Consider the following 22809-nt stretch of genomic DNA (forward strand, 5'->3'; position numbering starts at 1 on the left):
ACGCAGTTCTGGCAGTCGGCAAGTGCAGCCGGTGGGGGAAACGCGAACCGTCCATTGACATGGGATGAATGGGTCGCGTTCAAGGCCGCACAGGAGGAAAAAACGACTGGAGCAGGATCGGTCCTGTCTACGGCATTCGATGTGCCCTCGCAGGTAGCCAAAGCCTCAACGGGACTGACACAAGTTGTGCGCAGTGCCGCGAGTGCCAGCGAAGGAGATGGAGGCGCAGGACTTTTGGGGCTCATGGAAACGATGGCAGGTGCGTTGCCCGGAGGCAGTGACGATGTTTCGGACGATGATGACGCGACCCCGGAAGGCTCAACGCCACTTGGGGATGCGCAGTCGTTTACCTATTTGCCTGCTTCCACCGAGGGTGATGCATTCGACCTGGCGGGCATTCCAGATATGACCGGTGATCCGAACTCCTGGATCGAAAGCGGTCCTGGTATGAAGAAACAATGGCGCATGTTTGATTCCAACGGCAACGCAAGCGTTGATATAGACTTTGATGTGCATCACGGCCAGCCTAATCCGCATGCGCATAACTGGGAAGGAAATGCACGTGATCAGGGTTGGCCCGTTTCAATTCTTCCTTGGTGAGGCAAGCTGTGACAGATATTGATGCAACGCTCCACGCGTATGACTACTTTCATGATTGGTACATTTTTCGCATCGCGCTACAAAATCAATTAGACATCAGTTGCCCCGATACATTGATTCTGAGTCTCAAGCTAGGTACGCGAACAGCTACGGTCACCTTTCAAGGCATGACTCGTTTGGGAATTGAGAATGGTGGGACCGTCAATATCGTGCTGTCGTTGGAGAGGGCACAGCCAAACACGGAAGTTGAATCACTTGCACGGAATCTGTTGAAGCGCTCATTGCCGGGCAAAAGGGCAGCGCAGCATATTGTCTATCTACATCCCACCGCTGGCTTTGCAATCGCTGTCGAGTTCGATTCGATGCAGGTTCTGGAGGGTGCAGAGTGAAAGGAAAAAATCCAACTCGCGCGAGCGTTTTCCGCTGGGAGCAATTGCAATGGTCCGCGTGCAGCAACGCGTTAAGGGTCGTCGAGTAGGCAACAGGCACGTTGCTCGGCGGCGGTAATAGTGATTCGGACGCCGGCGATACGGGAATCAACAAAGGTGATACGTTTGGCAATGACTTGTTCAGTGCGAATTCAGGCGCCGACTCGACACAGCTCGGCGACGCACAGCCGTTCGACTATAGTGAGGATTCGAATGGAAATGATGCAGCATCAACAGTGCAGAGGGTATTGATCGCTAATCATCCTGTAAAGCGGTGCGTTGTTGTAATGTGGTTTGAAGAGAAACAGGCACTCGTTTCGTACACGCTTGAGGAGGAGAAAGTGCTTTCGGCGACTGCGCGCCTCTTTCCGCTCGAAGTACCGGTGGCGAACTACAGCGACACGTTGGACGACGAATTCGCGTGGCGATTTGGTGGCGCAACGCTCAATCTTCTCGCTTTATCCAACCCTGGTTTGAAGCCTTATATCAAGGTCACTCAAGCCGATGATTGAGAATCTCGTCGCGCAACAGATCTCCCCGTATCATGCCTGCGGATCGTTCGTCGAACAGCCGCCGGCACTGGCGGCTGCATGACCGGCTCATGCGAACTACGACTTGGCAGGTTTCAATTCGCAGCCACCATTACTGTCGGCTGAAGCGCCGCTCGTCGGATTTTGAGCACGCGGCCCATCCACCGCGCCACGTTTGCAGCGCCTCAGAAGACCATAGCGCCGACCCATACGCGAAGTCGCGTTGATCGCGTTTATCCCCGTCAAAATCCGGTAATGATTTCACCGGCAATTTGGCCAGCATGCACTCTTCCCGTCTGTCGAGCACGCAATCGTGCGCTTCCCGCCGCAGCCCAATCTGGCCGTAGAACTGGGCATCAGTTACACCCCGTTATTCCCCCCAAGCGTCCTCAAGCTCTTCCACTGCCCCTGCTGCACCTCGAAGAGCGTATAAGGCGGCTTGATGAGGTCGCCGTGCGGATCGAACGCAATATTGCCCGTCACGCCCACCACCGTTACCTTCGGGAAGCTCGCGACGATCTTCGCGCGGTCGAGCGAGTCGGCGTCGCGAATCGCCTTGATCATGGCGAGCGCGGCGTCATAGGCGAACGGCGCATACAGTTCGACATCCTGATTGAATCGTGCCTTGTAGCGCTTTGCGAAAGCCTGCGCGGAAGGCAGCTTGTCGAGCGCCGGTCCCGGTTCGAGATCCTGCGTGCCTTCGCCAGCCGGGCCCGCGATCTGCAGGAAGGCATTGCTCTTCAACGCGCCCGCACCGAAGAGCCGCGCCGGCATGCCGAGCGTGCGCATCTGCTTGGCAAGCATCGCGCCTTGTTCATCGAGGCCGCCAAAGAAGATCACGTCGACGTTCTTCTGCTTCAGCGACGTGAGAATGGCGCGGAAGTCCACGGCTTTGTCGTTGGTGAATTCGCGGTCGACGATATTGCCGTTCGCCTCCTTCGCGCCCTTCTCGAACGCGTCGGCGAGCCCCTGGCCGAAGGCCGTGCGATCGTCGATGATGCCGATCCGCTTCGCCTTCAACTGCTCCACCGCGAACTTGCCCGCAATCACGCCCCCTATGCCGTCGTTGCCCATGGTGCGAAACACGTTCGCATAGCCCTGCTGGGTCAGCGCCGGGTTGGTGGAGCCCGGCGTGATCATGGCGACGTTCGCGTTGTGATAAACGGCTGAAGCGGGAATGCTGCAACCCGAGTTGTAGTGGCCGATCACGCCGACCACGCCGTCGTCCACGAGCTTTTGCGCCACCTGCACGGCCACGTGCGGGTCGGCCTGGTCGTCCTGCACGTCGAGCACGTACTTCACCGGTTTGCCCGCAATCACGGGGTGTTTGGCGTTCTCCTCGTCGATAGCGAGCTGCGCGCCGTACTGCAAGTCCTTGCCAACGCGCGCGACCGGGCCCGTGAGCGGACCTGCGAAGCCGATCTTCACCACCTCGGGGTCGGCCGCCTGCGCGGGGCCGTGCAAGCCCATCAGCCCGAGGGCCATCGTTAGTACGAGAGTGCGGCGGTTCATGATGCTCATCCTCACAGGGAGATTGTTGCGGTGGGTGTTACCTGGTTATGGCTGGAAAGTACCTGCAAATACGGTTAAAAACGGCGCGGACTATAAGGCGTGAGATCGAGGGGAGGCGCGCGTTGCGCAACGAGATCGGCAACCACGCTGCCCGTCACGCCGCCGAGCGTCACGCCCAGATGCTGATGCCCGAACGCGTAGATCACGCGCGGCGAGCGGCTCGACGCGCCCACCACGGGCAGCGCGTCGGGCAGGCTCGGCCTGAAGCCAAGCCAGTCGCTGTCCGGCTCCGGCAATCCGGGCAGCGCCTCCTGCGCGGAGCGCGTCAAAAGCCGCAGCAGGTCCGCGTTCTTACCCGCGCCGTTGGCCGCCAGCTCGACCGTGCCCGCTGCGCGAATGCCGCCGTCCATCGGCGTCATGTAGAAACCGCGTTCGGCCCAGCCGCACGGCCGCGAAATTCGGTTAGCGGTGCCAGGAAAGCGCACGTGATAGCCGCGCTCCACACCTAGCGGCAGCGCGTCGCCGCATTGGCGCGCGAGACGCCCCGAAAACGCGCCGGCGCACACAATGGCGTGTTCGGCGTCATGCGTCTCGCCCGCCGAATCGATCAGCTTCACCGCGTTCGCCGCAGGCGCCAGCGTCTCGACCGCCACGCGCCGGTGCACGAGCCCGCGCAGCGACAACATCGCATGCAAGGCCTGAAGAAAGCCGCGTGGATCGCTCAAAAACCAGCTGCCCTTGAAGAGCGTGCCTTGCGCGAAGAGCGGCGCGAGACCCGGCTCCAGTTGCGCGATTTCGCTGCGCGCGAGCGTGTCGAACGCCACGCCTAGCGAGCGCCGCAGCTCGAGCGCCGGCTGCGCGGCCTCGAACGACGCCGCGCTCGAATACAGGTAGAGGCATTCGCGTTCGCGCACGAAGGCCGCGAGCGTGTCGACGGCAAGCATTTCCCGGTAGCCGTCGAACGCGCGCGAGAGCAGTTGCGCGAGCGCATTCACACTGCCCGCGTAGCGGCGCGGCGTGGCGCTCAGCAGAAAGCGTGCGAGCCACGGCGTGAGCGTTGGCACGTCGCCCCAGCGAATGCGCAGCGGGCTCGTAGACGAAAACAGAAAGCGCGGGATGTTGCGAAACACGTCGGGGTTGTTCACGGGAATGCACGCGTAGTTCGCGAACGTGCCCGCGTTGCCATATGAGGCACCCTCGCCCGGCCCTTGCGCGTCGTACAGCGTCACGCTGTGCCCGTCGCGCATGAGCCAGTAAGCGCACGACAGCCCCACGAACCCCGCGCCAATGACAGCCACTTGCGCCATTACTTCTTCCAGTTGGTTGCGGGCTCACGGAAAGCTTCCACGTGAGTCCGTTTGCGCGTCAGCATGTAGGCCGCCGACACCACCGCCACGCTCGCGAGGCTCGCCATGAGCTGCCCCGAAAGCGCGTGATCGAAGCCCATCGCGCAGAGCACACCGGCAATGGCCGCCACCACGGCCCACGAAAGCCACGGAAAGAGCCACATCTTGAACGTGAGCCGTTCGGGCTCGGTTGCCTCGAGGCGCCGGCGAATCACGATCTGCGAGACGGCGATGGAGAGATACACGAACAGCATCACCGCGCCCGATGCGCTGACGAGATAGAGGAACACGCCCTGCGGCGAAACGATCGCCGCCACGATGGCCACGTAGCCGACAACGCTGCTCGCGAGCACGGCCAGACGCGGCACGCGGCTCTTCGAGAGCGTGAGCAGCGCGCGCGGCGCGTCGCGGCGTTCGGCAAGCCGGAACACAATGCGCGAGGACACATAGAGCCCGGAGTTCAGCGCCGAGAGCACCGCCACCAGAACGATTGCATTCATGATGTCCGCAGCGCCCGGAATATGCATGGTTTCGAGCGCGGCCACGAACGGCGAGTAACCCACCTTGATGCTCGCCCACGGCACGATGCACGCAATCACGAAAAGCGAGCCGACATAGAACGTGATCACGCGCAGGATGACCGACCGGGTCATCGAGGCGACGTTGCGGCCCGGGTCGTCGGATTCGGCCGCGGCAATGGTCGCGATCTCCGCGCCGCCCACAGCGAAGATCACGGTGGGCACGCCCGCGAAGATCGACATCGCGCCGAACGGCATGAAGCCGTGGTCGCCGCTCAGATTGTTCACGGTCTGGTGCCACGAGCTGAACCCGAACAGATAGCTCGCGCCCACCACGATGAATACGATGATGGCCGCGACCTTGATCGACGCGAACCAGTACTCGAATTCTCCATATGATTTCACCGAGAGCAGGTTCACGACCGTCATGAACGAGAGCAGCACGAGCCCGATCACCCACACTGGCGCGGGAATCCAGCGCTGCAGGATGCCCGCGCCCGCCACCGCTTCCACGGCCACCACGATCACCCAGAAGTACCAGTACAGCCAGCCGTTCGTGAAACCGGCCCAGTCGCCAAGACCAATGCGCGTGAATTCCGTGAACGAGCCGACGCCCGGATGCGCGAGCGCCATCTCGCCGAGCATGCGCATGACGAACAGCACGACGATGCCCGCCAGCAGGTAGCTCAGGCAGGCAGCGGGCCCCATCGCGTTGATGGTGGCGCTGCTGCCGACGAACAGCCCCGCGCCGATGATGCCGCCGAGCGAAATCATCGTGACGTGCCGCTTGCGCAGCGAATGGCCGAGGGGTGTGGATGTTGCGCCTGAAGCGGGTGTGGATTGCCGGGATGCCACGAGACTGTCCTCCTGTAATACAGTGCGTGTTGCGCCGAGCTGCTGGCCGAACAAAATCTTGGATTCATACTCACACAATAATTTTTTGTGTGCAATTAAAAAGACTTTGTGTGGAGACCAGGAATTTCCCTGGCGAGTGATCTAACGCTTCAGGGCACGCGCAGCCAAACACTTGCCATATCTTGTGTTTTTGGGTTAAAGATGCAGCAGGGGCGCGGGTGATGTGCCTCAGTGCAGCGCGGTGATGTGGCAGACGATCGAGTTTTGTATGGAGTTACTACTTGCATGAAAGCCGACGATTACCAGACAAAAACGGATGAGAATATCCAGACAAAAGGTCGTCAAGCCACGTATCTGGAGGTCTCCCGCAATCTCGAGGAGCAGGTGCGCAGCGGTCAGTACCCGCCAGGCAGTCGCTTGCCGCCGCAGCGCGATCTGGCCGTGGAGCTGGGCATCAACGTTTCCACTGTTTCGCGCGCCTACAAGGAGTTGCAGGCGCGCGGGCTGATCGTTGCGAGCAAGCGGCGCGGCTCGATCGTCACCGGCGGCGCCATGCCGGCCGTTGGCGCCGCGGCGCAGCGAAGCGCGGAGGCGAACGGCGCCGAAGCGAGCGGCGTGGTCGACCTCACCGTCAACCGCCCGGCGACTGGCGAATTCCTCACGCAACTCGCCCGCACGATGGCGCAGATCTCGCGCGACCCGCGCTTTGCGGAAACTCAGGAATATCAGCCGCCCCAGGGCGCGGAATGGGCGCGCGCGGCGGGCGCGCAATGGATCGCCGCGCCTGGCTTCACGCCCTCGCCCGATAATCTCGTCGTGACGAGCGGCGCGCAGCACGGCCTCTACGCGGTCTTGAGCAGCCTGATGGGACACGAAGGCGTGATCCTCTCCGACAAGCTGACCTATTACGGCCTGAAAGCGCTCGCACCCGTATTCCAGTTCGAACTAGTCGGTATCCCAAGCGATGCCGAAGGCCTCCTGCCCGATCAGCTCGAAGAGGCCTGCCGCCGCATGCCGGTGAAGGCGATCTTCACCGTGCCTAACCTGCAGAACCCGAGCGTGGTGACGATGAGCCTCGAGCGTCGCCTCGCGCTCGTGGAGATCGCGCGCCGGCACCATGTGGCGATCATCGAGGACGACGTGTACGGGCCGTTGCTGCGCAAGCGCCTGCCGACCATCGCGAGCCTGTGCCCGGAGCTGACCTTCCACGTGGCCTCTACGTCGAAGGTGCTCGCACCCGGGCTGCGCATTGGCTATCTGCACACGCCGCCGCATGGCGCGGCGCTCGCTGCCGAGGCCGTGCGCACGACGGCCTGGATGCCCGCGCCGCTCACCACGCTCATCACGACGCGCTGGATCGAGGACGGCACCGCGCACCTCATACTCGAAGCGCAGCGTGCGGAGCTGCAGGCACGGCAAGCGCTCGCGCTCGAAATCTTGCCGCGCGACCTGCTCAATAGCGACCCGGCGTGCATGTTCGTCTGGTTGCGCGTGCCGGCCCCGTGGCGTTCCGACGACTTCGCCGCCAACGCGCTGGCGCGCGGCGTGAACACCATGCCCGCCTCGGCGTTCGCCGTGGACCGCTCGACGCTCGAGCACGGCGTACGTATCAACCTCGCGTGTGCAACCTCGCGGGAGCAACTCGCGCGCGCACTGAAGGTCCTCGCGCGCACGCTGCAGGACCGGCCGCGCGCGCTCTTCGGCACGATCTAACCCGCACTCGTATTTCCCCCAATGCGCTAGCGCCGGTGGGCTCGCCTCTGGCGTGAGCCCGTCGATTATCCGCACGACCATCCGCAATTTCTGCCGCTGCGGGTGGTCTTGCTGCCGCCTGAATCGGTCATATCGTCTGCGATGTTAGGCAACGACATTGCACGCCATCTGCTAGCTGGTGGACTTCACATCCATCTGCGGGGCGTTCGCGCACATTCGGCTGGCATGAAGCCATTCAGGTACTAGAATGCATGGGTGCAGTCGATGCAATGGCGGTCAGTTGAGCAGGAACGTTCGGCAGTTTTGATGTTTCGAGTTCGTCATTGGAGGCATGCTCATGACGTGCCTGAACGAAAAGATTGTCGGTGCAGCCTTTTTTATGCTGAGCGGTTATGCGTTCGCTCAGAGCACCGGCTTGAACGCTCCCGAAACCATGACGGTCGCCAATATCCCGTCAATGCCTATGGAAGTGATTCCAGCACTGCCACCGGAACCCCAGGCGTATCTGCACCGGTACGAAATGGAATACCAGGCGAATCAGCCCAAGCCGTTTTACGCGCAAGTCGAAGGTTTTTATAGCGCGCCGGTGGTACCGGAGAAATACCATTACGACTTCGTAAAGTCCGCGCCCGGGAGCAGTGACGGCGTGCAGCAAGCTGCGCGGCCGAGTTCCGATTATCTGCAGATGGGCCCTTCTACGGCGCCCCAGATTTCAATTCTTCAAGTGCCCGACGGCACGCTGAACATTGGCGCGCAACCTCAACGCAGGCTCTCGCTGACCATGGACGAGTGGGTGTTTTCCGCCACCGCGCGCGTCGCCATTCTTCATTCGCATAGCACGGGCGCAACGGTTACGGTTCGGCGCGGCTTCTGAACGCGCGTATTGAATTGATCCGGCGAATTGGGAAGAGTGCTTAAAACGGCGTAATCATCCCAGCGCCGGATGAATCGTTAATCGCATCAATAATAGGCTCAACGTGCATATTTCAGGAACGGCGCATGCTCCAAGGCATCGCGTGCCGAACCTCGCCTTGCCCGATGAATCCTCCAGATACGACCGGGACGACCGATAAACCCGCCATCATCGAAACCACGCTGCCCGCGCGCCTCGACCGCTTGCCGTGGGGGCGCTTTCACGTGCTCATCGTCGTGGCGCTGGGCGTCACCTGGCTGCTCGACGGTCTCGAAGTCACGCTGGCCGGCGCCGTAGCGAGTGCGCTAAAAACGAGCCCGGTGCTGCATCTGGACAACGCGCAGGTGGGACTCGCGGGCAGCGCGTATATCGCGGGCGCGGTGTGCGGCGCGCTCGGCTTCGGCTGGCTCACGGACCGGCTGGGGCGCCGCAAACTCTTCTTCATCACGCTCGCGGTGTATCTGCTCGCCACCGCCGCGACTGCGTTCTCGTGGAGCTTCGCGAGCTTCGTGGCTTTTCGCGCCATCACGGGCGCGGGCATCGGCGGCGAGTACGCGGCCATCAATTCGACGATTCAGGAGTTCACGCCCGCGCGCGTGCGCGGCTGGACCGACCTCAGCATCAATGGCACGTTCTGGGTCGGCGCGGCCATTGGCGCGGCGGGCTCGCTCGTGCTGCTCGACCCGCACCTGCTGCCCGCCGACTGGGGCTGGCGCGTGTGTTTCTTGATTGGCGCGGTGCTCGCGCTCATCATCTTGCCCATGCGCCGCTGGATTCCCGAAAGCCCGCGCTGGCTCCTCACGCATGGCGAGCACGACGAAGCAAAGCGGATCGTGAAGACCATCGAAACGCGCTTTCGCGACGCGGGCCATACGCTGAAAGATCCACCCGACGCCCCGCTGCGTTTGCATGCGCGCAGTCACACGCCGCTACGCGCGGTGTTCCACGCCATCTTCGTGCGGCACCGCCGCCGCGCGCTGGTGGGTCTTTCGCTCATGACGGCCCAGGCCTTCTTCTACAACGCCATTTTCTTTACTTACGCGCTCGTGCTCACGGAGTTCTATCACGTGCCGGGCGGCGACGTGGGCCTCTATCTGCTGCCGTTCGCGCTCGGCAACTTCCTCGGTCCGCTCGTGCTGGGGCGTTTGTTCGACGTGATCGGACGGCGCACGATGATCGCCGCGACCTATGCGCTCTCGGGCGTGCTGCTCACGGTGAGCGGGTGGCTCTTCGAGCAGGGCATGCTCACGGCGACGATGCAAACCGTCGCGTGGATGGTGATTTTCTTTTTCGCCTCGGCCGCCGCCAGTTCCGCCTATCTCACCGTGAGCGAATCGTTTCCGCTGGAGATTCGGGCCCTTGCGATCGCCGTGTTCTATGCGTTCGGCACGGCGTTGGGCGGCATCATCGGCCCGGCATTCTTCGGACGACTGATCGATACGCATCAGCGCAGCGAAGTGTTCACGGGCTACGTGGTGGGATCGGCACTCATGCTCGGCGCTGCGCTCGTCGCTGCGGTCTGGGGCGTGGACGCGGAGCGCAAGTCGCTCGAGCATGTGGCCGCGCCGCTTTCGGCGGTGGGAGAGGAGTGAGTCGATCAACCGTTGGCACCGATTCGGCCGGCAACGGAAATACGGCGCGCTATCATGCGTCCTCGCCGTCCGCCCTCCTTCGAATCATGAATATCCGGTTTCTCGAAACATTTATCTGGCTAGCGCGCCTGCAAAATTTCCGCCTCACCGCGGAAAAGCTCCACACCACGCAGGCGGCGGTGTCGAGCCGTATCGCGGCGCTGGAGGAGAGCTTCGAGGTGCGCCTGTTCGACCGCAATTCGCGCTCGGCCACGCTCACGCCCGCGGGCCGCAAGATGCTCGCGTACGCCGAGCGCATCGTGAATCTCGGCGAGGAGATGCGCCGCGAAGTCGAGGACGCGAGCGGCGGCGGCGGCCTCATTCGCATCGGCGTGGTCGAGTCGATCGTGCATAGCTGGTTTCCCGCGGTGATGGCGCGCGTGCGCGAGCGCTTTCCACATCTGGAGATCGAGGTCACGAGCGACACCACGATTCACCTCACACAATTGCTGCGCGCCGACGCCGTCGATCTGATCCTGCAAACGCACGCGCTGGGCGACCGCGAATTCGCCGACGTGCCGCTGTGCGAGTTCCCCATGCGCTGGGTGGCCAGCCCCACGCTCGGGCTTTCGGGCCAACGCGTCGATCTTGCGCGGCTCGCCGAATTTCCCATCCTCAGCTTCTCGCGCAATTCGGGACCGCATATCGCGCTCGAACGCGAGTTCGCACGCGCGGTCGAGCGCCCGGTGCGCATCAACTGCATTAGTTCCGTGGCGGCGATGATCCGCCTCGTGGCAGACGGCTTCGGCGTGGCGGTGCTGCCGCCCGCCATCATCCAGCGCGAGCTGCGCGAAGGCGCGCTCGAAGTGCTCGACGTGGAAAGCGGCTTCGTGCCGCTGCCGCTCGTGGCGAGCTACCGTCTGCAGAGCCAGCCGCTGCCCGCGCGTATCGCCGAACTCGCGGCCGAACAGGCGCAAGCGTTCGTGCTCGCTTTGGGGCCGGAGCTGGATGGCGCAACGCCGGCTGTATCCGCCAGCACCACGCGCCGCCCGAAAGCCCCGGCCCGCGCGGCAGGGGTTGCCAAACCCGCGGCGAAAACCGCGCGCCAGCGCCCGGCAAAACCGGCCCGCGCCGCCAGTGACAAAAACAAGCGATAAAAAAACCTGTTCACTGCGTATTTTTTTTCTTGTTGGACCGAAGCGGCCCGTGCTCGCCAAACTGCGTCTATCCGATACAACGTATGCGCAGGAAGAACCGATGAGCACGACACAGAACGCCCAGCCCGGCCAGCTTTGCATCTGGACCGACACCGACCCGCACGCCGAAGCCGACTTCAACGCCTGGTACGATCGCGAGCACATGCAGGAACGCGTCGGCATTCGCGGCTTTCGCCATGCGCGCCGCTTCCTCGCCAACGACGGCCACGCGCGCCGCTATCTCGCGCTCTACGTGACGGAATCGCTCGATGTGTTCCGCAGCGACGCCTACCGCCAGGCCTTCACCGTGCAGACCGACTGGTCGCTGCGCAACTTCGCGCGCATGAACGATACGCAGCGCCGCGTGGGCGAGCTTGCATTCGAAGCGGGTGAAGGCGAAGGCGCGCACGTCGCGATCTTCGTGGCCGCGCCGCAAGCGCTCGCCGCCGCAACCTGGCGCGATGCGGCCGACGCCGCCACGCACGCGCCCGGCGTTCACGCGGTGCGCGTGTTCCGCACCGAGGGCACGCTTTCCTCGCCGCTTGCGACCGGCGGCGCTGCGGGCACGGCGCGCGCCGTGCAAGAAGACGCGGTCGTGTTCGTGGAAGGCAGTTCGAACGCTGCAGCGCGCGCCGCCGCCGAACAGCTCGCGCAAGCCGCGGGCGTGGCGCGCGAGACGGTGCGCAGCTTCGACATGCTCTGGCGCCTCGCGGCGTGACACAGCAGTAGCCCCAGGCGCTTCACGCCCAACGACTATGGAGAATCCGATGAACTCTCTCGCTCAAGCCCCGGCGATCGGCCGCACCCGCACCGGACGCGGCCGCCTTGCGAGCGCCAGCATGATCGGCACGTCGCTCGAATGGTATGACTTCACCGTCTACAACACGCTTGCCGCGCTGGTCTTCAATCATCTGTTCTTCCCTTCGGTCGACCCGCTCGCGGGCACGCTGCTCGCGTTCTCGACCTATGCCGTGGGCTACGTGTCGCGGCCGCTCGGCGGCTTCATCTTCGGCAATCTCGGCGACCGCATGGGCCGGCGCGCCGTGCTCATGCTCACGCTCGTGCTCATGGGCATCACCACCGCGCTGATGGGCGTGCTGCCCACCTACGCCACGGCCGGCATCCTGAGCCCCATGCTGCTCGTCGCGCTGCGCTTCGTGCAGGGCATCGCGCTAGGCGGCGAATGGGCGGGCGCGGTGCTGCTCGCGGTTGAGCACGGCGACCAGAAAAAGCGCGGCCTGAACGCTTCGTGGGCACAAGTCGGGCCCTCGTTCGGCACGCTGCTCGGCACGGGCTTCATCGCGTTCATCACGATTTCCGTGTCGTCCGATGCGTTCCTCTCGTGGGGCTGGCGCGTGCCGTTCCTCGCGAGCCTGCTGCTCGTGCTGTTCGGCATCTGGGTGCGCAGCAGCGTTGGCGAAACGCCGCAATTCGAAAAGCTGAACGAAGCGCACGCCACCGCGGAAGTGCCCGTGCTCGAAGTGTTCTCGCAGCACTGGCGGCGCCTCATCGTGGCGGGCGGCGCGCGTATCGGCTCCGACGTGCTGTACGCGCTGCTCGTCGTGTTCACGCTCACCTATGTGACCACGGTGCTCAACCTCTCGCGCTCCCTCGCGCTCACCGCCGTGCTCGCGGGCACCGCCTGCAACGCCCTTGCCGTGCCGTTCTTCGGCGCGCTCTCCGACCGTTTCGGGCGGCGTCCCGTGTACCTCGGCGGCGTGATCGCGGCCATGGTCTGGGCATTCGGCTTCTTCATGCTGATGAACACCTCGCAGCCCGCGCTGATCGTGCTCGCCGTGATGATCGGCCTCGTGATTCACGCGGTGATGTACGGCCCGCAAGCCGCCTTCGTCACCGAGCAGTTCCCGACCCGCGTGCGTTATGCCGGCTCCTCGCTCGCCTATACGCTCGCCGGGATTCTCGGCGGCGGCTTCGCACCGCTCATCATCGTCGCGCTGTTTCGCACCTGGCACAGCACGGCAGCCGTCTCGCTCTATGTGAGCGGCGCGCTCATCGTCACCGGCATCGCGCTGATCGCCGCCCGCGAAACCGCGCATCGCCCGCTGCAGGACTGATCTCCGCTTTTCCTCCCGGCGCGCGCAGCCAGTGCGCCGGGTGCGTCCTCCCCCTTTCGAACTGCCATCATGACCACGCTTTCCTTCACCGTCCTTCCGGCCGGCGGCGCAGCCACGCCGCTTTCGATCGATATCGACACGCTGGTGATCGCCGGCTGGGCCGGCCGCGACGCTCACGCGATCCAGCATCACATCGACGAACTCGCCGCGCTCGGCGTGGCGCCGCCTTCGAGCACGCCGCTCTTCTACCGCGTGGGTGCGGAGCAACTGAACCAGGCCGAAACCGTGGACGTGCTCGGCACGCACACGAGCGGCGAGATCGAGTGCGTGCTCGTGGCGAGCCCGCTCGGCACGCTCGTGACGATCGGCTCCGATCACACCGACCGCAAAGCGGAGGCCTACAGCGTGGCGGTATCCAAGCAGGTGTGCCCGAAGCCGCTGGGCCGCGAGGCGTGGCGCTACGAAGACGTGGCGGGCCACTGGGACCGCCTGACGATGCGCGCCACGCTCGTTGCCGCGACCGGCGAAACGCGCGCCTACCAGAGCGGCGCCGTGGACGGCCTGCTGCCGCCCGCCGACCTGTGGCGCCGCTATACGGAAACGGGCGCGTTGCCGCCCGGCAGCGCGATGTACAGCGGCACGCTCGCCGTGAACGGCGAGATGGCGGCGATGGAGTCGGGCGACGCGTTCGAGCTGGAACTGCACGACCCGGTGCTCGAACGCAGCCTGCGCGCGCGTTACGCGGTTCGCGCGCTGCCGGTTGTGGCATAAGCGGTCGCCTGAGCGGTGGTCTGAGCACTCATCCTTTTCCTCGTACACGCGCAACGAAACCCATGTCATTCATTCCTGCCACGCGCCTCTCCCAACTCGCCGCCGATCTCGACGCGGCCCGCACGACGAGCCGCGCGCTCGTGGAAACCGCGCTGGAGCGCATTGCCGCCGAAGGCGGCAACGGCGGCCACGCGTTCATCGCCCTCGACGCCGAACGCACGCGGCGCGAGGCCGACGCCCAGGACGCGCTGCGCCGCGCGGGCGTGCGGCTTTCACCGCTCGCGGGCCTGCCGGTCTCCATCAAGGACCTGTTCGACGTGGCGGGCGAGCCCACGCGCGCGGGTTCGCGCGTGCTCGACGACGCCCCACCCGCCACCTTCGACGCGCCCGCCGTGGCGCGTCTGCGCCGCGCCGGGGCCGTCCCGCTCGGGCGCACCAACATGAGCGAATTCGCGTTCTCTGGGCTCGGCCTCAACCCGTGGCGCGGCACGCCGCGCTCGCCGTGGCGTGACGGCGACGGGGCACGCGTGGCGGGCGGCTCGTCGTCGGGCGCGGCGGCCTCGGTGGCGGGTGGCATGGCCGCGGCCGGACTTGGCAGCGACACGGGCGGCTCGTTGCGCATTCCCGCCGCGTTCTGCGGCCTCACCGGCTTCAAGCCCACGGCCCGGCGCGTGCCGACGGCCGGCGTGTTCCCGCTTTCGACCACGCTCGACTCAATCGGCGCCATCGCCCCGAGCGTGGCGTGCTGCGCGCTGGTGGACCGTGTGCTCGCGGGCCTGGCAACGGACGCAAACGCCGCGGACGTACGCACCGCCGAGCCCAAGGGCCTGCGCCTTGCGGTCCTTGCGAACTACGTGACCGAAGGCATGGACGCGCATGTCGCGCGCACGTGGGAAGCCACGCTCACGCGCCTCTCGCGTGCGGGCATGCAGATCACGCCGCTGACCCTGCCGCTGCTGGAGACGCTGCCCGCCATCAACCGCTTCGGCTTCTCGCCGATCGAGGCCTTTGCCACGCACCGCAGCCGTCTGCCTGCACACGCGCAGCGCTACGACCCACGCGTGCTCGCGCGCATCCGTCTGGGCGAAACGGCGAGCGCCGCCGACTACCTCGACCTGCTTGCCGCGCGCGCCGCCGCAATCGCACAGGCGCGCGCCGCGCTCGCGGGTTTCGACGCCTTCCTCATGCCGACCGTGCCCATCGTGCCGCCGACAATCGCGGCGCTCGAAGCCGACCCGGCGCACTTCGCGGCCACGAACGCGCTCGTGCTGCGCAATCCTTCGTTGGTGAACTTCCTCGATGGCTGCGCCGTGTCGCTGCCGTGCGCGCCGCGCGGCGAGGCGCCCGTGGGCTTGAGCGTGGCGGGACTCGCCGACAGCGACGCGCACGTGCTGAGCGTGGCCGCCGCGATCGAAAGCGTGCTGCGGAGCGTGAACGGGGCCTGATGCGTCTCACTCCGATCGGCTAAGATACGGCTCCGCATACGCCATCTATCGAACCAACGGAGTGTTTTCAGTGATTCAGGCAATTCAACCGGGCGCCGTCTTCAAGGACAATCTCGCACTGCTGCCGGGCATCGACGGCATCGAGCGCATCGATCTCGTGGACGCTCAGGGCGTTGTCGCCGCGAGCATCGAGAACAAGCCCGGCAAGCAGGGCTCGCTCGCGGTCTACCACTACCTGCGCGAAGCCTTCGGCACGCTCGACGCCAACGCCGCCGAGCATGGCCTCGCCGTGTTCGCCGAGCACACCGCCGACGCGCGCAACCGTCCGGGCGCGCACCCGAACGTCGATCGTCTGCTGGAAATCGCAGCGGGCGGCCCGGCGCTGCGCATCGACGTGATCGCCGCAGCCTGAGCGTTGCCTTACGAGGCGTGCCGGCCGGCACGCCTCATCCCCTTCTGCCTCACGCCGAAAGCTCTTCGAGCCGCACGCCATTCGTGCGCGGCCCAAATCCGCCGATGGAAATCATCACCGCGAGCATGCACACGGTGATGCCGGCGAACACACCGCTCACGCCAAAATCGCGCAGCAACGCGGCGATGATAAAACCCGACATCATGGCGCCCACGCGGCTTGCGGAATAAACGATGCCATTGGCGCTGCAACGCACGGCAGTGGGAAAAAGCTCGGCCTGGTACGCGTGATAGCACACGGAAATGGTTTGCCCCGCCAGACTGATCAGGACACCGAGCGAAATGAGCGCAAGCGGCCCGCGTGCCTGCGCGAACAGCAACCCGAACACGACCACCGCGAAAGCCGAGCCGACGATGAGCCACTTGCGCTCGATGCGATCGGCCACGAGCATCGCGAGCAACGGCCCGCACGGCAGCGCAATGGCGATCACGACCGCATACAGCAGGCTCTTCGTGACGGTCACGCCTTGCCCGATCAGGAGCGTGGGCACCCAGTTGGCGAATCCGTAATAGCCCACCGCCTGGCACAGATTGAACGCGATCAGCATGATGAGGCGCGCGCGGTACGGCGGTTTCCACAGCTCCGCGAGCGAAGTGCGCCGATGCGCGGGCAGCACGAGCGTGGGAGAAGGCTCGGGCAACGCCTGGCCGCTCTCGCGCACGGCGCGCTGCTCCATCTGCGCGATCACGCGTTCGGCCGCCTCCGTTTGACCGTGCGTGACGAGCCAGCGCGGACTTTCCGGCACGGCGCGGCGCACGAACCACACAATCGCCGCACCGAGCGAACCGGCAAGCACGACCCAGCGCCAGCCATCCAGACCGAACGGCGCCAGCGGCACGAGCCACCACGAAAGCAGCGCTGAAATGGGCGCGGCTGAGAACATGATCGCCTGATTCAAGGCCATCGCACGCCCGCGCATTTGCTGCGGGACCATCTCCGTGACGTAGCTGTCGATGGTGACGATCTCGATGCCCACGCCGATGCCCGTGATGAAGCGCCACAGGATCAGCCCCTGCGACGTATGCTGGAATGCCATCGCCACCGAGCCCGCCGAATACCACAGCAGCGAAAATGTGAATACGCTTCGTCGTCCGAATTTATCCGGTAGCCAGCCGAAACAGAACGTGCCGACGAAAAGACCCGCAAACGTCGCGGCCACGAACGCGCCTATGCCGTTGAAGCCGAAAAACGCGTGCGTGGTGGTTTGCAGCATGCCGCTTTTGGCCATGCCCGGTGCGATATACCCTGTGAAGATGAGATCGTAGACCTCGAAGAAGCCGCCTAGCGATATCAGCATCACAAGCATCCAGAGCTGGCGCGTGGCGGGCAGGCGGTCGAGCCTGGCGGAAAGCGCGGCCGCCGCGCGATTGCCCACGGGTTGGGCCGTGACGGCGTCGAGCGGATCGTCCGCCCCGAGGATTCGTTGCATGCTTGTCTCCGTGACGACGCCTCGCTGGGCGTCTTTCTTGTGAATGCCGGGCCTGCTTGCTCAGGTCGCCGCGCGTGACTTCAGTCCTGCCAGCACCTCCTCGGTGTGCTCGCCCACCTTCGCGAGCGGCTGACGCACGCCGGGACGGCGGCCGCCCATCATGAGCGGCAGCAGCACGACTTCGGTCGTGCCGCCGTCGTCGGTCTGCATCGGCACGAGTCCGCCGCTCGCCTTGAGGTGCGGATCGTCGAGCAACTGATCGGGGCGCACGATCGGCGCGTAGGGAATGCCTGCCGCTTCGAGGCGCGGCATGAGTTCGGCGACCTGCTGCGTGGCCAACACTGCGCCCAGGCGTTCGAGCAGTTCAGGCCGCACGGCCACGCGCAGGGCGTTGTTCGCGAAGCGAGGCTCGTCGGCAAGCTGCGGGCAGCCGATTACGTCGCACAACGTCACGAACTGCTTGTCGCTTACCGCGCCGATGAAAAGCTGCTCGCCCTCAGCGAGCGTGAACACGTCGTACACGCTCCAGGCCGACACGCGCGACGGCATGGGCGGCGGCGCTTCGTGCGTCATGGCGTATTGCTGCATGTGCTGCGCGCTCAGGAACACACAGTTCTCGAACAACGCGCTTTGCACCTCCTGGCCACGGCCGGTGGTGTCGCGCTCGCGCAGCGCGGCCAGCACGCCAATCGCGCCGAACATGCCACCCATGATGTCGTTCACCGAGGTGCCCGCGCGCAGCGGCCGCCCCGCGGGCCCGGTCATATAGGAGAGGCCGCCCATCATCTGCACGACTTCGTCCAGCGCGAGACGCTTTTCATAGGGGCCCGGCAAGAAGCCCTTGTGCGAGACATAGATGAGGCGCGGGTAACGCTGCGAGAGCGTCGCGTAATCCAGGCCGAGCTTTTCCATGAGGCCGGGCCGGAAGTTTTCGAGCATCACGTCGCACTCGCCGATCAACTCCACGGCCGCCGAGCGCCCCGCTTCGGTGTTGATGTCGAGCACCACACTCTTCTTGTTGCGGTTGAACGAGCGGAAAAAGCCGATGCCGAGGCCCGGCAGGTTGCGCGTCTTGTCGCCGCCTGGCGGTTCGATCTTGATGACTTCGGCGCCGAGGTCCGCGAGGATCATCCCGCAGGTGGGGCCCATGACCATGTGCGTGAATTCGACGACACGCACGCCTTCGAGTGGCAACCGGTTTTGCGTATTCATAAGGAATTCCAATCAATCAGGCGTGATGCGCGGTTGCGCCAAAAGTCTTCGGCAGGCCGGCGCGCCAGAGCGTGCCGTGCAGCGTTTCGCCCTCCAGCCACGCGGCCACGCGCGCGCGCAGCGCGAGCAACCGTTCGATGTCGATGCCCGTTTCGATGCCCATGTCCGCGAGCATGAACGCGAGGTCTTCGCTCGACGCGTTGCCGCTTGCGCCCGGCGCATGCGGGCAGCCGCCGATGCCGCCAAGCGTGGCGTCGAAGCGCGTCACGCCCGCCTGCAGCGCGGCATAGACGTTGGCGAGCGCGAGGCCGCGCGTGTCGTGAAAATGCGCGCAGCACAAACGCTCGCCCGCGATTTCGCGCGCGGCCTCGAAGAGTGCTCGCACGGCGGCGGGGTTGGCGTAGCCCACGGTGTCGGCGAGGCTCACGCGGTCCGCGCCCGCGTCGAGCAGCGCCTGCATGCAGCGCAGCACCTCGGCAGGCTCGACACGCCCTTGCAGCGTGCAGCCGAAGGCCGTGCCGATGCCGCCTTCGATCAGCGTCTTCGCGCCGCTGGCGTCGCGCGCGGCGCGCATGCGCGCCACCTCGGCCACCACTTCACCGGGCGTTTTGCGCAGGTTCGCAAGGCTATGCGCTTCGCTCGCAGAAAGCGGCACGAGCATGAGGTCCGCTTGCGCTTCCAGCGCTCGCTCGGCGCCCTTCAAGTTCGGCACGAGCACCGAGACGAAGAGGTCCGGCAGCGTTTTCGCGTAAGCGACGAGTTCCGCCGTATCGGCGAGTTGCGGCAAGAGGCGCGCGGGCACGAACGAGCCCACTTCGATCTCGCGCTGACCGGCTTCGTATGCCGCGCGTATCCACGCGATCTTGTGCTCGGTAGGCAGCACGGTCTGGATGCTCTGCAGGCCGTCGCGCAGGCCGACCTCGCGTATTACGCCGCGCCGTGGTAATGGGGGCATGAAGGTGTCTCCGTTTTTGTCTCCAGCGATGTGCTAACTTTAGGCATTCCGCAGAATACATAAAGCGGTATTTTGGAAGCTTTAAGATTCCAATCTGGAAACACACAAAATGCCGTAAGGAGACACCGTGCACGACATCGACCTCAAGACCCTGCGCCTTCTCGTGAGCGTGTGCGAGCACGGCAACATGGGACGTGCGGCGCGCGAGGAGCATATCGAGCCCTCCGCCATCAGCAAGCGCATTGCCCAGCTCGAAAGCGAATTCGGCGTGCCGCTGCTCACGCGCTCGCGCCGCGGCGTGCAGCCCACCGCGGCGGGCCTCGCGCTGCTCGAACATGCGCGCAGCGTGATCTTCACGCTCGAGCGCGCGGCCAGCGACGTCGCCGCGCTCGGCAGCGGCCTCTCGGGCAGCGTAAGCGTGTGCGCCTCGGCCTCCGCAATCGCCGAAGCGCTGCTCGACGACCTCGCGTCGTTCATGCGCCTGCCCGCGTACAAGAACATTCGCGTGAACGTGGAGGAGCGCACGTCGCACGAACTCGTGCAACGTGTGCGCGACGGCGCGGCCTCGCTAGGCGTGTGCTGGGACAACGTCGAACTCGGGGGCCTGCAATCGCGCCCCTGGCGTGAAGACCGCCTCGTGCTCGCCGTGCATCCCGAGCACCCGCTTGCGAAACGCCGCACCATCGCCTTCGAGGAGACGCTCGATTACGAGCACGTGGGCCTGCCGCCCTCCACCGCCGTGCATACGATGCTGCGGCAGTCGGCGGCGCGCAGCGGGCGCACGGTCGCCTATCGCGCGGTGGTGTCGACACTCGACGCGGCGTTTCGCGTAGTGGCCGCCAATCTCGGCATCAGCGTCGTGCCCGAGGAGGTGAGCCACACCTACCGGCGCATCATGGACGTGCACACCATTGCCTTGACCGATGCCTGGGCGCGGCGGCGTTTCATCGTCTGCTTTCGCGCGTTCGACACGCTGCAGCCCGCGGCGCAGCGCATGGTCGAGCATCTCGTGGAGCGGGCGGCTCAGAAGAAACGCGGTGCGAAGCGCACGGCCTGAGCGCCCGCCTCAAGCCGCCTCTTTCTTCGTGCGCTTGCGCCCGCTCGCGCGCTCGGGCGCTTTCATCTGCGCAATCAACCCATCGTGATGCGCGCGCAGTACTTCGACGAACTCCGCCACCAGACGCTCGCGCGGCCGGTTCGGCGGAAATAGCAGGTACGTGGGGAACATCACCGCCGGCGAGAACGGCCGGATGGCAATGTCCGGCCCTGCGAAATCGCGCGCGACGATGGGATGCGCGAGCGTCACGCCCATGCCGCAGCGGACCATCTCGCAGCAAATTGCCGTGTACTGCGCCTCGATGGCAAGGACGCGCTCGACCCCGGCACGCTGGAATATTTCGTCCATTTGCGTGCGCGTGCCGTCGCCGTGACACAGCGAGATGAACGACTCGCCCTCCAGATCGGCGGGCCGGATCATGGCCTTTTTCGCGAGCGAATGTGAAGCCGGCATCACGCAAACGGCCGCGACCTTCGAGAGCAATTCCACCTCGCAATTCGACGCCTCGCTGATGTACACGGCCACACCCAGATCGCAAAACTGCGAACCGGTCCAGTGGTTCACCGTGCCCGAGGTGTTCACGTGCAGCGAGACCGTCACGCCCGGAAACAGGCGGCGAAACTTGTCGATGGCGTGCGGCACGAGCGTGAGCCCCGCAGAAGGCATCGCGGCGATACGCAGGCGTCCGCTGCCGAGATTGCGGATTTGCGCGGCGGCATTGCTGAGTCCTTGCAGGCCCACATACGCCCGCTCGACTTCGCGAAAAAACGCGTTGCCCTCGCTCGTGGGAATGAGGCGGATGCCCACGCGCTGAAACAGCGTGAGCCCGGTCTCGCGCTCCAGTTGCCCGATCAGGCGGCTCACGTTGGGCTGCGAGGTGTAAAGCGCTTTCGCGGCGGCCGTCATCGAACCCGACACCATCACCGCGCGAAACGCCTCGACGTGCTTCAGATTCAAGGCAGATCTCCTGGGCTTAACCCTGATTCACACGCCAGGGCCTAACCCTGGTCCATATCATTACCGTATAGGTTGGCATTTTATTCGTATTGGACGATATGGCCAGCCCGGCACAGACTGCGATGCATCGGCGCACTGTCCGGTTCGCCGCTCCCCACAATCGAATGGAGATCGTCGTCATGAAAGCCGCGATGCGCCGTCGTTCAACCTTCCTGCCTAAAACCGCGCTCGCCGCCCTCGCGCTCGCGGCGGCCTCGCTAGCCCAGGCCGAAACCACGCTGTACGTCGCCAACGTCGGCGGCTCCAACGAGCAGCTTTATCGTCAGAAGATCATCCCGGCGTTCGAAAAGGCGCATGACGTCAAGATTGTCTATGTGGCGGGCAATTCGAGCGACACGCTCGCGAAACTCCAGGCGCAAAAGGGCCACGAGCAGATCAACGTCGCCGTGATGGACGACGGCCCGATGTACCAGGCGATGCAACTCGGCCTGTGCGGCAAGCTCGACGACGCGCCCGTCATGAAGGACCTCTACCCGCTCGCACACATTGGCCCGACCGCCGTGGGCGTGGGGATGGTGGCGACCGGCATCGGCTATAACGAACAGGCGTTCAAAAAGCTCGGCCTGCCCGCGCCGGACTCGTGGAAGTCGCTCGAAGACGCGCGCGTGAAAGGCAAGCTCGGCGTGCCGCCGATCACCAACACCTACGGCCTGCACACGCTCGTCATGCTCGCGCGCCTGAACGGCGGCGGCGAAAAGGACATCGACCCCGGCTTCAAGGCGATGACGAAACAGGTCGCGCCCAATGTGCTTTCGTGGGCGCCCACGCCCGGCGAAATGGACGGCCTCATGCAGTCGGGCGACGTGATCATCGCCCCCTACGGCAGCGGCCGCGCGGTGGCGCTGCAAAACACGGGCTTCCCGCTCAAGTTCATCTACCCGAAGGAAGGCGGCGTGGCGCTGCAGGTGGCTGCGTGCTCCATTGCGCAGAACGCGCAGCCGCAGCTCTCGCAACAGTTCATCCAGTTCCTGCTGAGCCCGGAAGTGCAGGCGCAGCAGGCAGCGGACATCGGCCTTGGCCCCGTCAACAAGACCGTCAAGCTCACGTCGGAAGTGGCCGCGCGCGTGCCCTATGGTCCTGACCAGATCTCGAAGCTCACGGCCATGGACTGGAGCACCATCAACGAGCATCGCACCGAGTGGACCGAGCGCTGGAACCGTTCGGTCGAGCGCTGATGCGCGCGCTCCCTGCCCC

Annotated in this window: 20 protein-coding genes and 1 pseudogene; 14 read left to right on the plus strand and 7 right to left on the minus strand. The window is 65.0% G+C overall.

The annotated features are described in order from the left end of the window. The 3 genes and pseudogenes from U5A57_RS28295 to U5A57_RS28305 all read left to right on the plus strand — a co-directional run. Positions 1-600: pseudogene (locus U5A57_RS28295) on the plus strand (hypothetical protein); the annotation flags it as partial. A gap of 8 nt (positions 601-608) precedes the next feature. Beyond that, positions 609-989 (plus strand): hypothetical protein, encoded by a 381-nt coding sequence (locus tag U5A57_RS28300; RefSeq protein ID WP_321914937.1) that lies wholly within the window; start codon positions 609-611, stop codon positions 987-989. A gap of 101 nt (positions 990-1090) precedes the next feature. Further along, a complete protein-coding gene (locus U5A57_RS28305; RefSeq protein ID WP_321914938.1) occupies positions 1091-1540 on the plus strand; it encodes a hypothetical protein in 450 nt (149 codons plus the stop codon). A 378-nt stretch (positions 1541-1918) separates the two neighbouring features. Here the strand turns inward: U5A57_RS28305 and U5A57_RS28310 are convergent, their stop codons facing one another. From U5A57_RS28310 to U5A57_RS28320, 3 genes are all read right to left on the minus strand, one after another. Continuing rightward, positions 1919-3070 carry a branched-chain amino acid ABC transporter substrate-binding protein gene (locus U5A57_RS28310; protein ID WP_321914939.1) on the minus strand — a complete coding sequence of 384 codons (1152 nt, stop codon included), beginning with the start codon at positions 3068-3070 and terminating at the stop codon, positions 1919-1921. A gap of 74 nt (positions 3071-3144) precedes the next feature. Further along, positions 3145-4377, minus strand: a complete 1233-nt coding sequence (locus tag U5A57_RS28315) for an FAD-binding oxidoreductase (RefSeq protein ID WP_321914940.1) — start codon at positions 4375-4377, stop codon at positions 3145-3147. Further along, positions 4377-5708 (minus strand): amino acid permease, encoded by a 1332-nt coding sequence (locus tag U5A57_RS28320; RefSeq protein ID WP_321915087.1) that lies wholly within the window; start codon positions 5706-5708, stop codon positions 4377-4379. Before U5A57_RS28320 ends, U5A57_RS28315 begins: the two co-directional genes overlap by 1 nt. A 366-nt stretch (positions 5709-6074) precedes the next feature. On the opposite strand from U5A57_RS28320, the gene U5A57_RS28325 reads away from it, so the two are divergent. The 9 genes from U5A57_RS28325 to U5A57_RS28365 all read left to right on the plus strand — a co-directional run bounded on the left by U5A57_RS28325 (position 6075) and on the right by U5A57_RS28365 (position 15885). Beyond that, positions 6075-7502 carry a PLP-dependent aminotransferase family protein gene (locus tag U5A57_RS28325; RefSeq protein ID WP_321914941.1) on the plus strand — a complete coding sequence of 476 codons (1428 nt, stop codon included), beginning with the start codon at positions 6075-6077 and terminating at the stop codon, positions 7500-7502. 337 nt (positions 7503-7839) lie between these two features. After that, positions 7840-8376 carry a hypothetical protein gene (locus tag U5A57_RS28330; RefSeq protein WP_321914942.1) on the plus strand — a complete coding sequence of 179 codons (537 nt, stop codon included), beginning with the start codon at positions 7840-7842 and terminating at the stop codon, positions 8374-8376. 164 nt (positions 8377-8540) lie between these two features. Then, positions 8541-10007, plus strand: a complete 1467-nt coding sequence (locus U5A57_RS28335; protein ID WP_321915089.1) for an MFS transporter — start codon at positions 8541-8543, stop codon at positions 10005-10007. Between the two features lie 86 nt (positions 10008-10093). Beyond that, a complete protein-coding gene (locus U5A57_RS28340) occupies positions 10094-11143 on the plus strand; it encodes a LysR family transcriptional regulator (RefSeq protein WP_321914943.1) in 1050 nt (349 codons plus the stop codon). A 100-nt stretch (positions 11144-11243) separates the two neighbouring features. After that, positions 11244-11900: a DUF4286 family protein gene (locus U5A57_RS28345; RefSeq protein WP_321914944.1), complete on the plus strand. Its 657-nt coding sequence runs from the start codon at positions 11244-11246 to the stop codon at positions 11898-11900. A 49-nt stretch (positions 11901-11949) separates the two neighbouring features. After that, positions 11950-13257 (plus strand): MFS transporter, encoded by a 1308-nt coding sequence (locus U5A57_RS28350; RefSeq protein WP_415774113.1) that lies wholly within the window; start codon positions 11950-11952, stop codon positions 13255-13257. 69 nt (positions 13258-13326) lie between these two features. Beyond that, on the plus strand, positions 13327-14028 hold the full coding sequence (locus U5A57_RS28355; protein ID WP_321914946.1) for a DUF2848 domain-containing protein: 702 nt from the start codon (positions 13327-13329) through the stop codon (positions 14026-14028). Between the two features lie 62 nt (positions 14029-14090). Then, a complete protein-coding gene (locus tag U5A57_RS28360; protein ID WP_321914947.1) occupies positions 14091-15473 on the plus strand; it encodes an amidase in 1383 nt (460 codons plus the stop codon). A gap of 73 nt (positions 15474-15546) precedes the next feature. Continuing rightward, a complete protein-coding gene (locus U5A57_RS28365; protein ID WP_321915090.1) occupies positions 15547-15885 on the plus strand; it encodes a DUF2322 family protein in 339 nt (112 codons plus the stop codon). Between the two features lie 49 nt (positions 15886-15934). On the opposite strand, the gene U5A57_RS28370 is transcribed toward U5A57_RS28365, so the two are convergent. Genes U5A57_RS28370 through U5A57_RS28380 form a run of 3 tightly spaced genes read right to left on the minus strand, consistent with a single transcriptional unit; the run spans position 15935 to position 19541 of the window. Then, positions 15935-17374 (minus strand): MFS transporter, encoded by a 1440-nt coding sequence (locus U5A57_RS28370; protein ID WP_321914948.1) that lies wholly within the window; start codon positions 17372-17374, stop codon positions 15935-15937. A 60-nt stretch (positions 17375-17434) separates the two neighbouring features. Next, positions 17435-18586 carry a CaiB/BaiF CoA-transferase family protein gene (locus tag U5A57_RS28375; protein ID WP_321914950.1) on the minus strand — a complete coding sequence of 384 codons (1152 nt, stop codon included), beginning with the start codon at positions 18584-18586 and terminating at the stop codon, positions 17435-17437. Positions 18587-18602: 16 nt separating this feature from the next. Beyond that, positions 18603-19541 (minus strand): hydroxymethylglutaryl-CoA lyase, encoded by a 939-nt coding sequence (locus U5A57_RS28380; RefSeq protein WP_321914952.1) that lies wholly within the window; start codon positions 19539-19541, stop codon positions 18603-18605. A 127-nt stretch (positions 19542-19668) separates the two neighbouring features. Here U5A57_RS28380 and U5A57_RS28385 point away from each other — a divergent pair, with 127 nt between their 5' ends. Next, a complete protein-coding gene (locus U5A57_RS28385) occupies positions 19669-20598 on the plus strand; it encodes a LysR family transcriptional regulator (RefSeq protein ID WP_321914953.1) in 930 nt (309 codons plus the stop codon). A 9-nt stretch (positions 20599-20607) separates the two neighbouring features. Here the strand turns inward: U5A57_RS28385 and U5A57_RS28390 are convergent, their stop codons facing one another. Next, a complete protein-coding gene (locus U5A57_RS28390; RefSeq protein WP_321914954.1) occupies positions 20608-21555 on the minus strand; it encodes a LysR substrate-binding domain-containing protein in 948 nt (315 codons plus the stop codon). Between the two features lie 179 nt (positions 21556-21734). On the opposite strand from U5A57_RS28390, the gene U5A57_RS28395 reads away from it, so the two are divergent. Beyond that, positions 21735-22790 carry an ABC transporter substrate-binding protein gene (locus tag U5A57_RS28395; protein WP_321914956.1) on the plus strand — a complete coding sequence of 352 codons (1056 nt, stop codon included), beginning with the start codon at positions 21735-21737 and terminating at the stop codon, positions 22788-22790. The last annotated feature ends 19 nt before the right edge of the window (positions 22791-22809 follow it).

Origin of the sequence: Paraburkholderia sp. J11-2 (assembly GCF_905220185.1) — a bacterium.
In the GTDB taxonomy this organism is placed as follows: domain Bacteria; phylum Pseudomonadota; class Gammaproteobacteria; order Burkholderiales; family Burkholderiaceae; genus Paraburkholderia.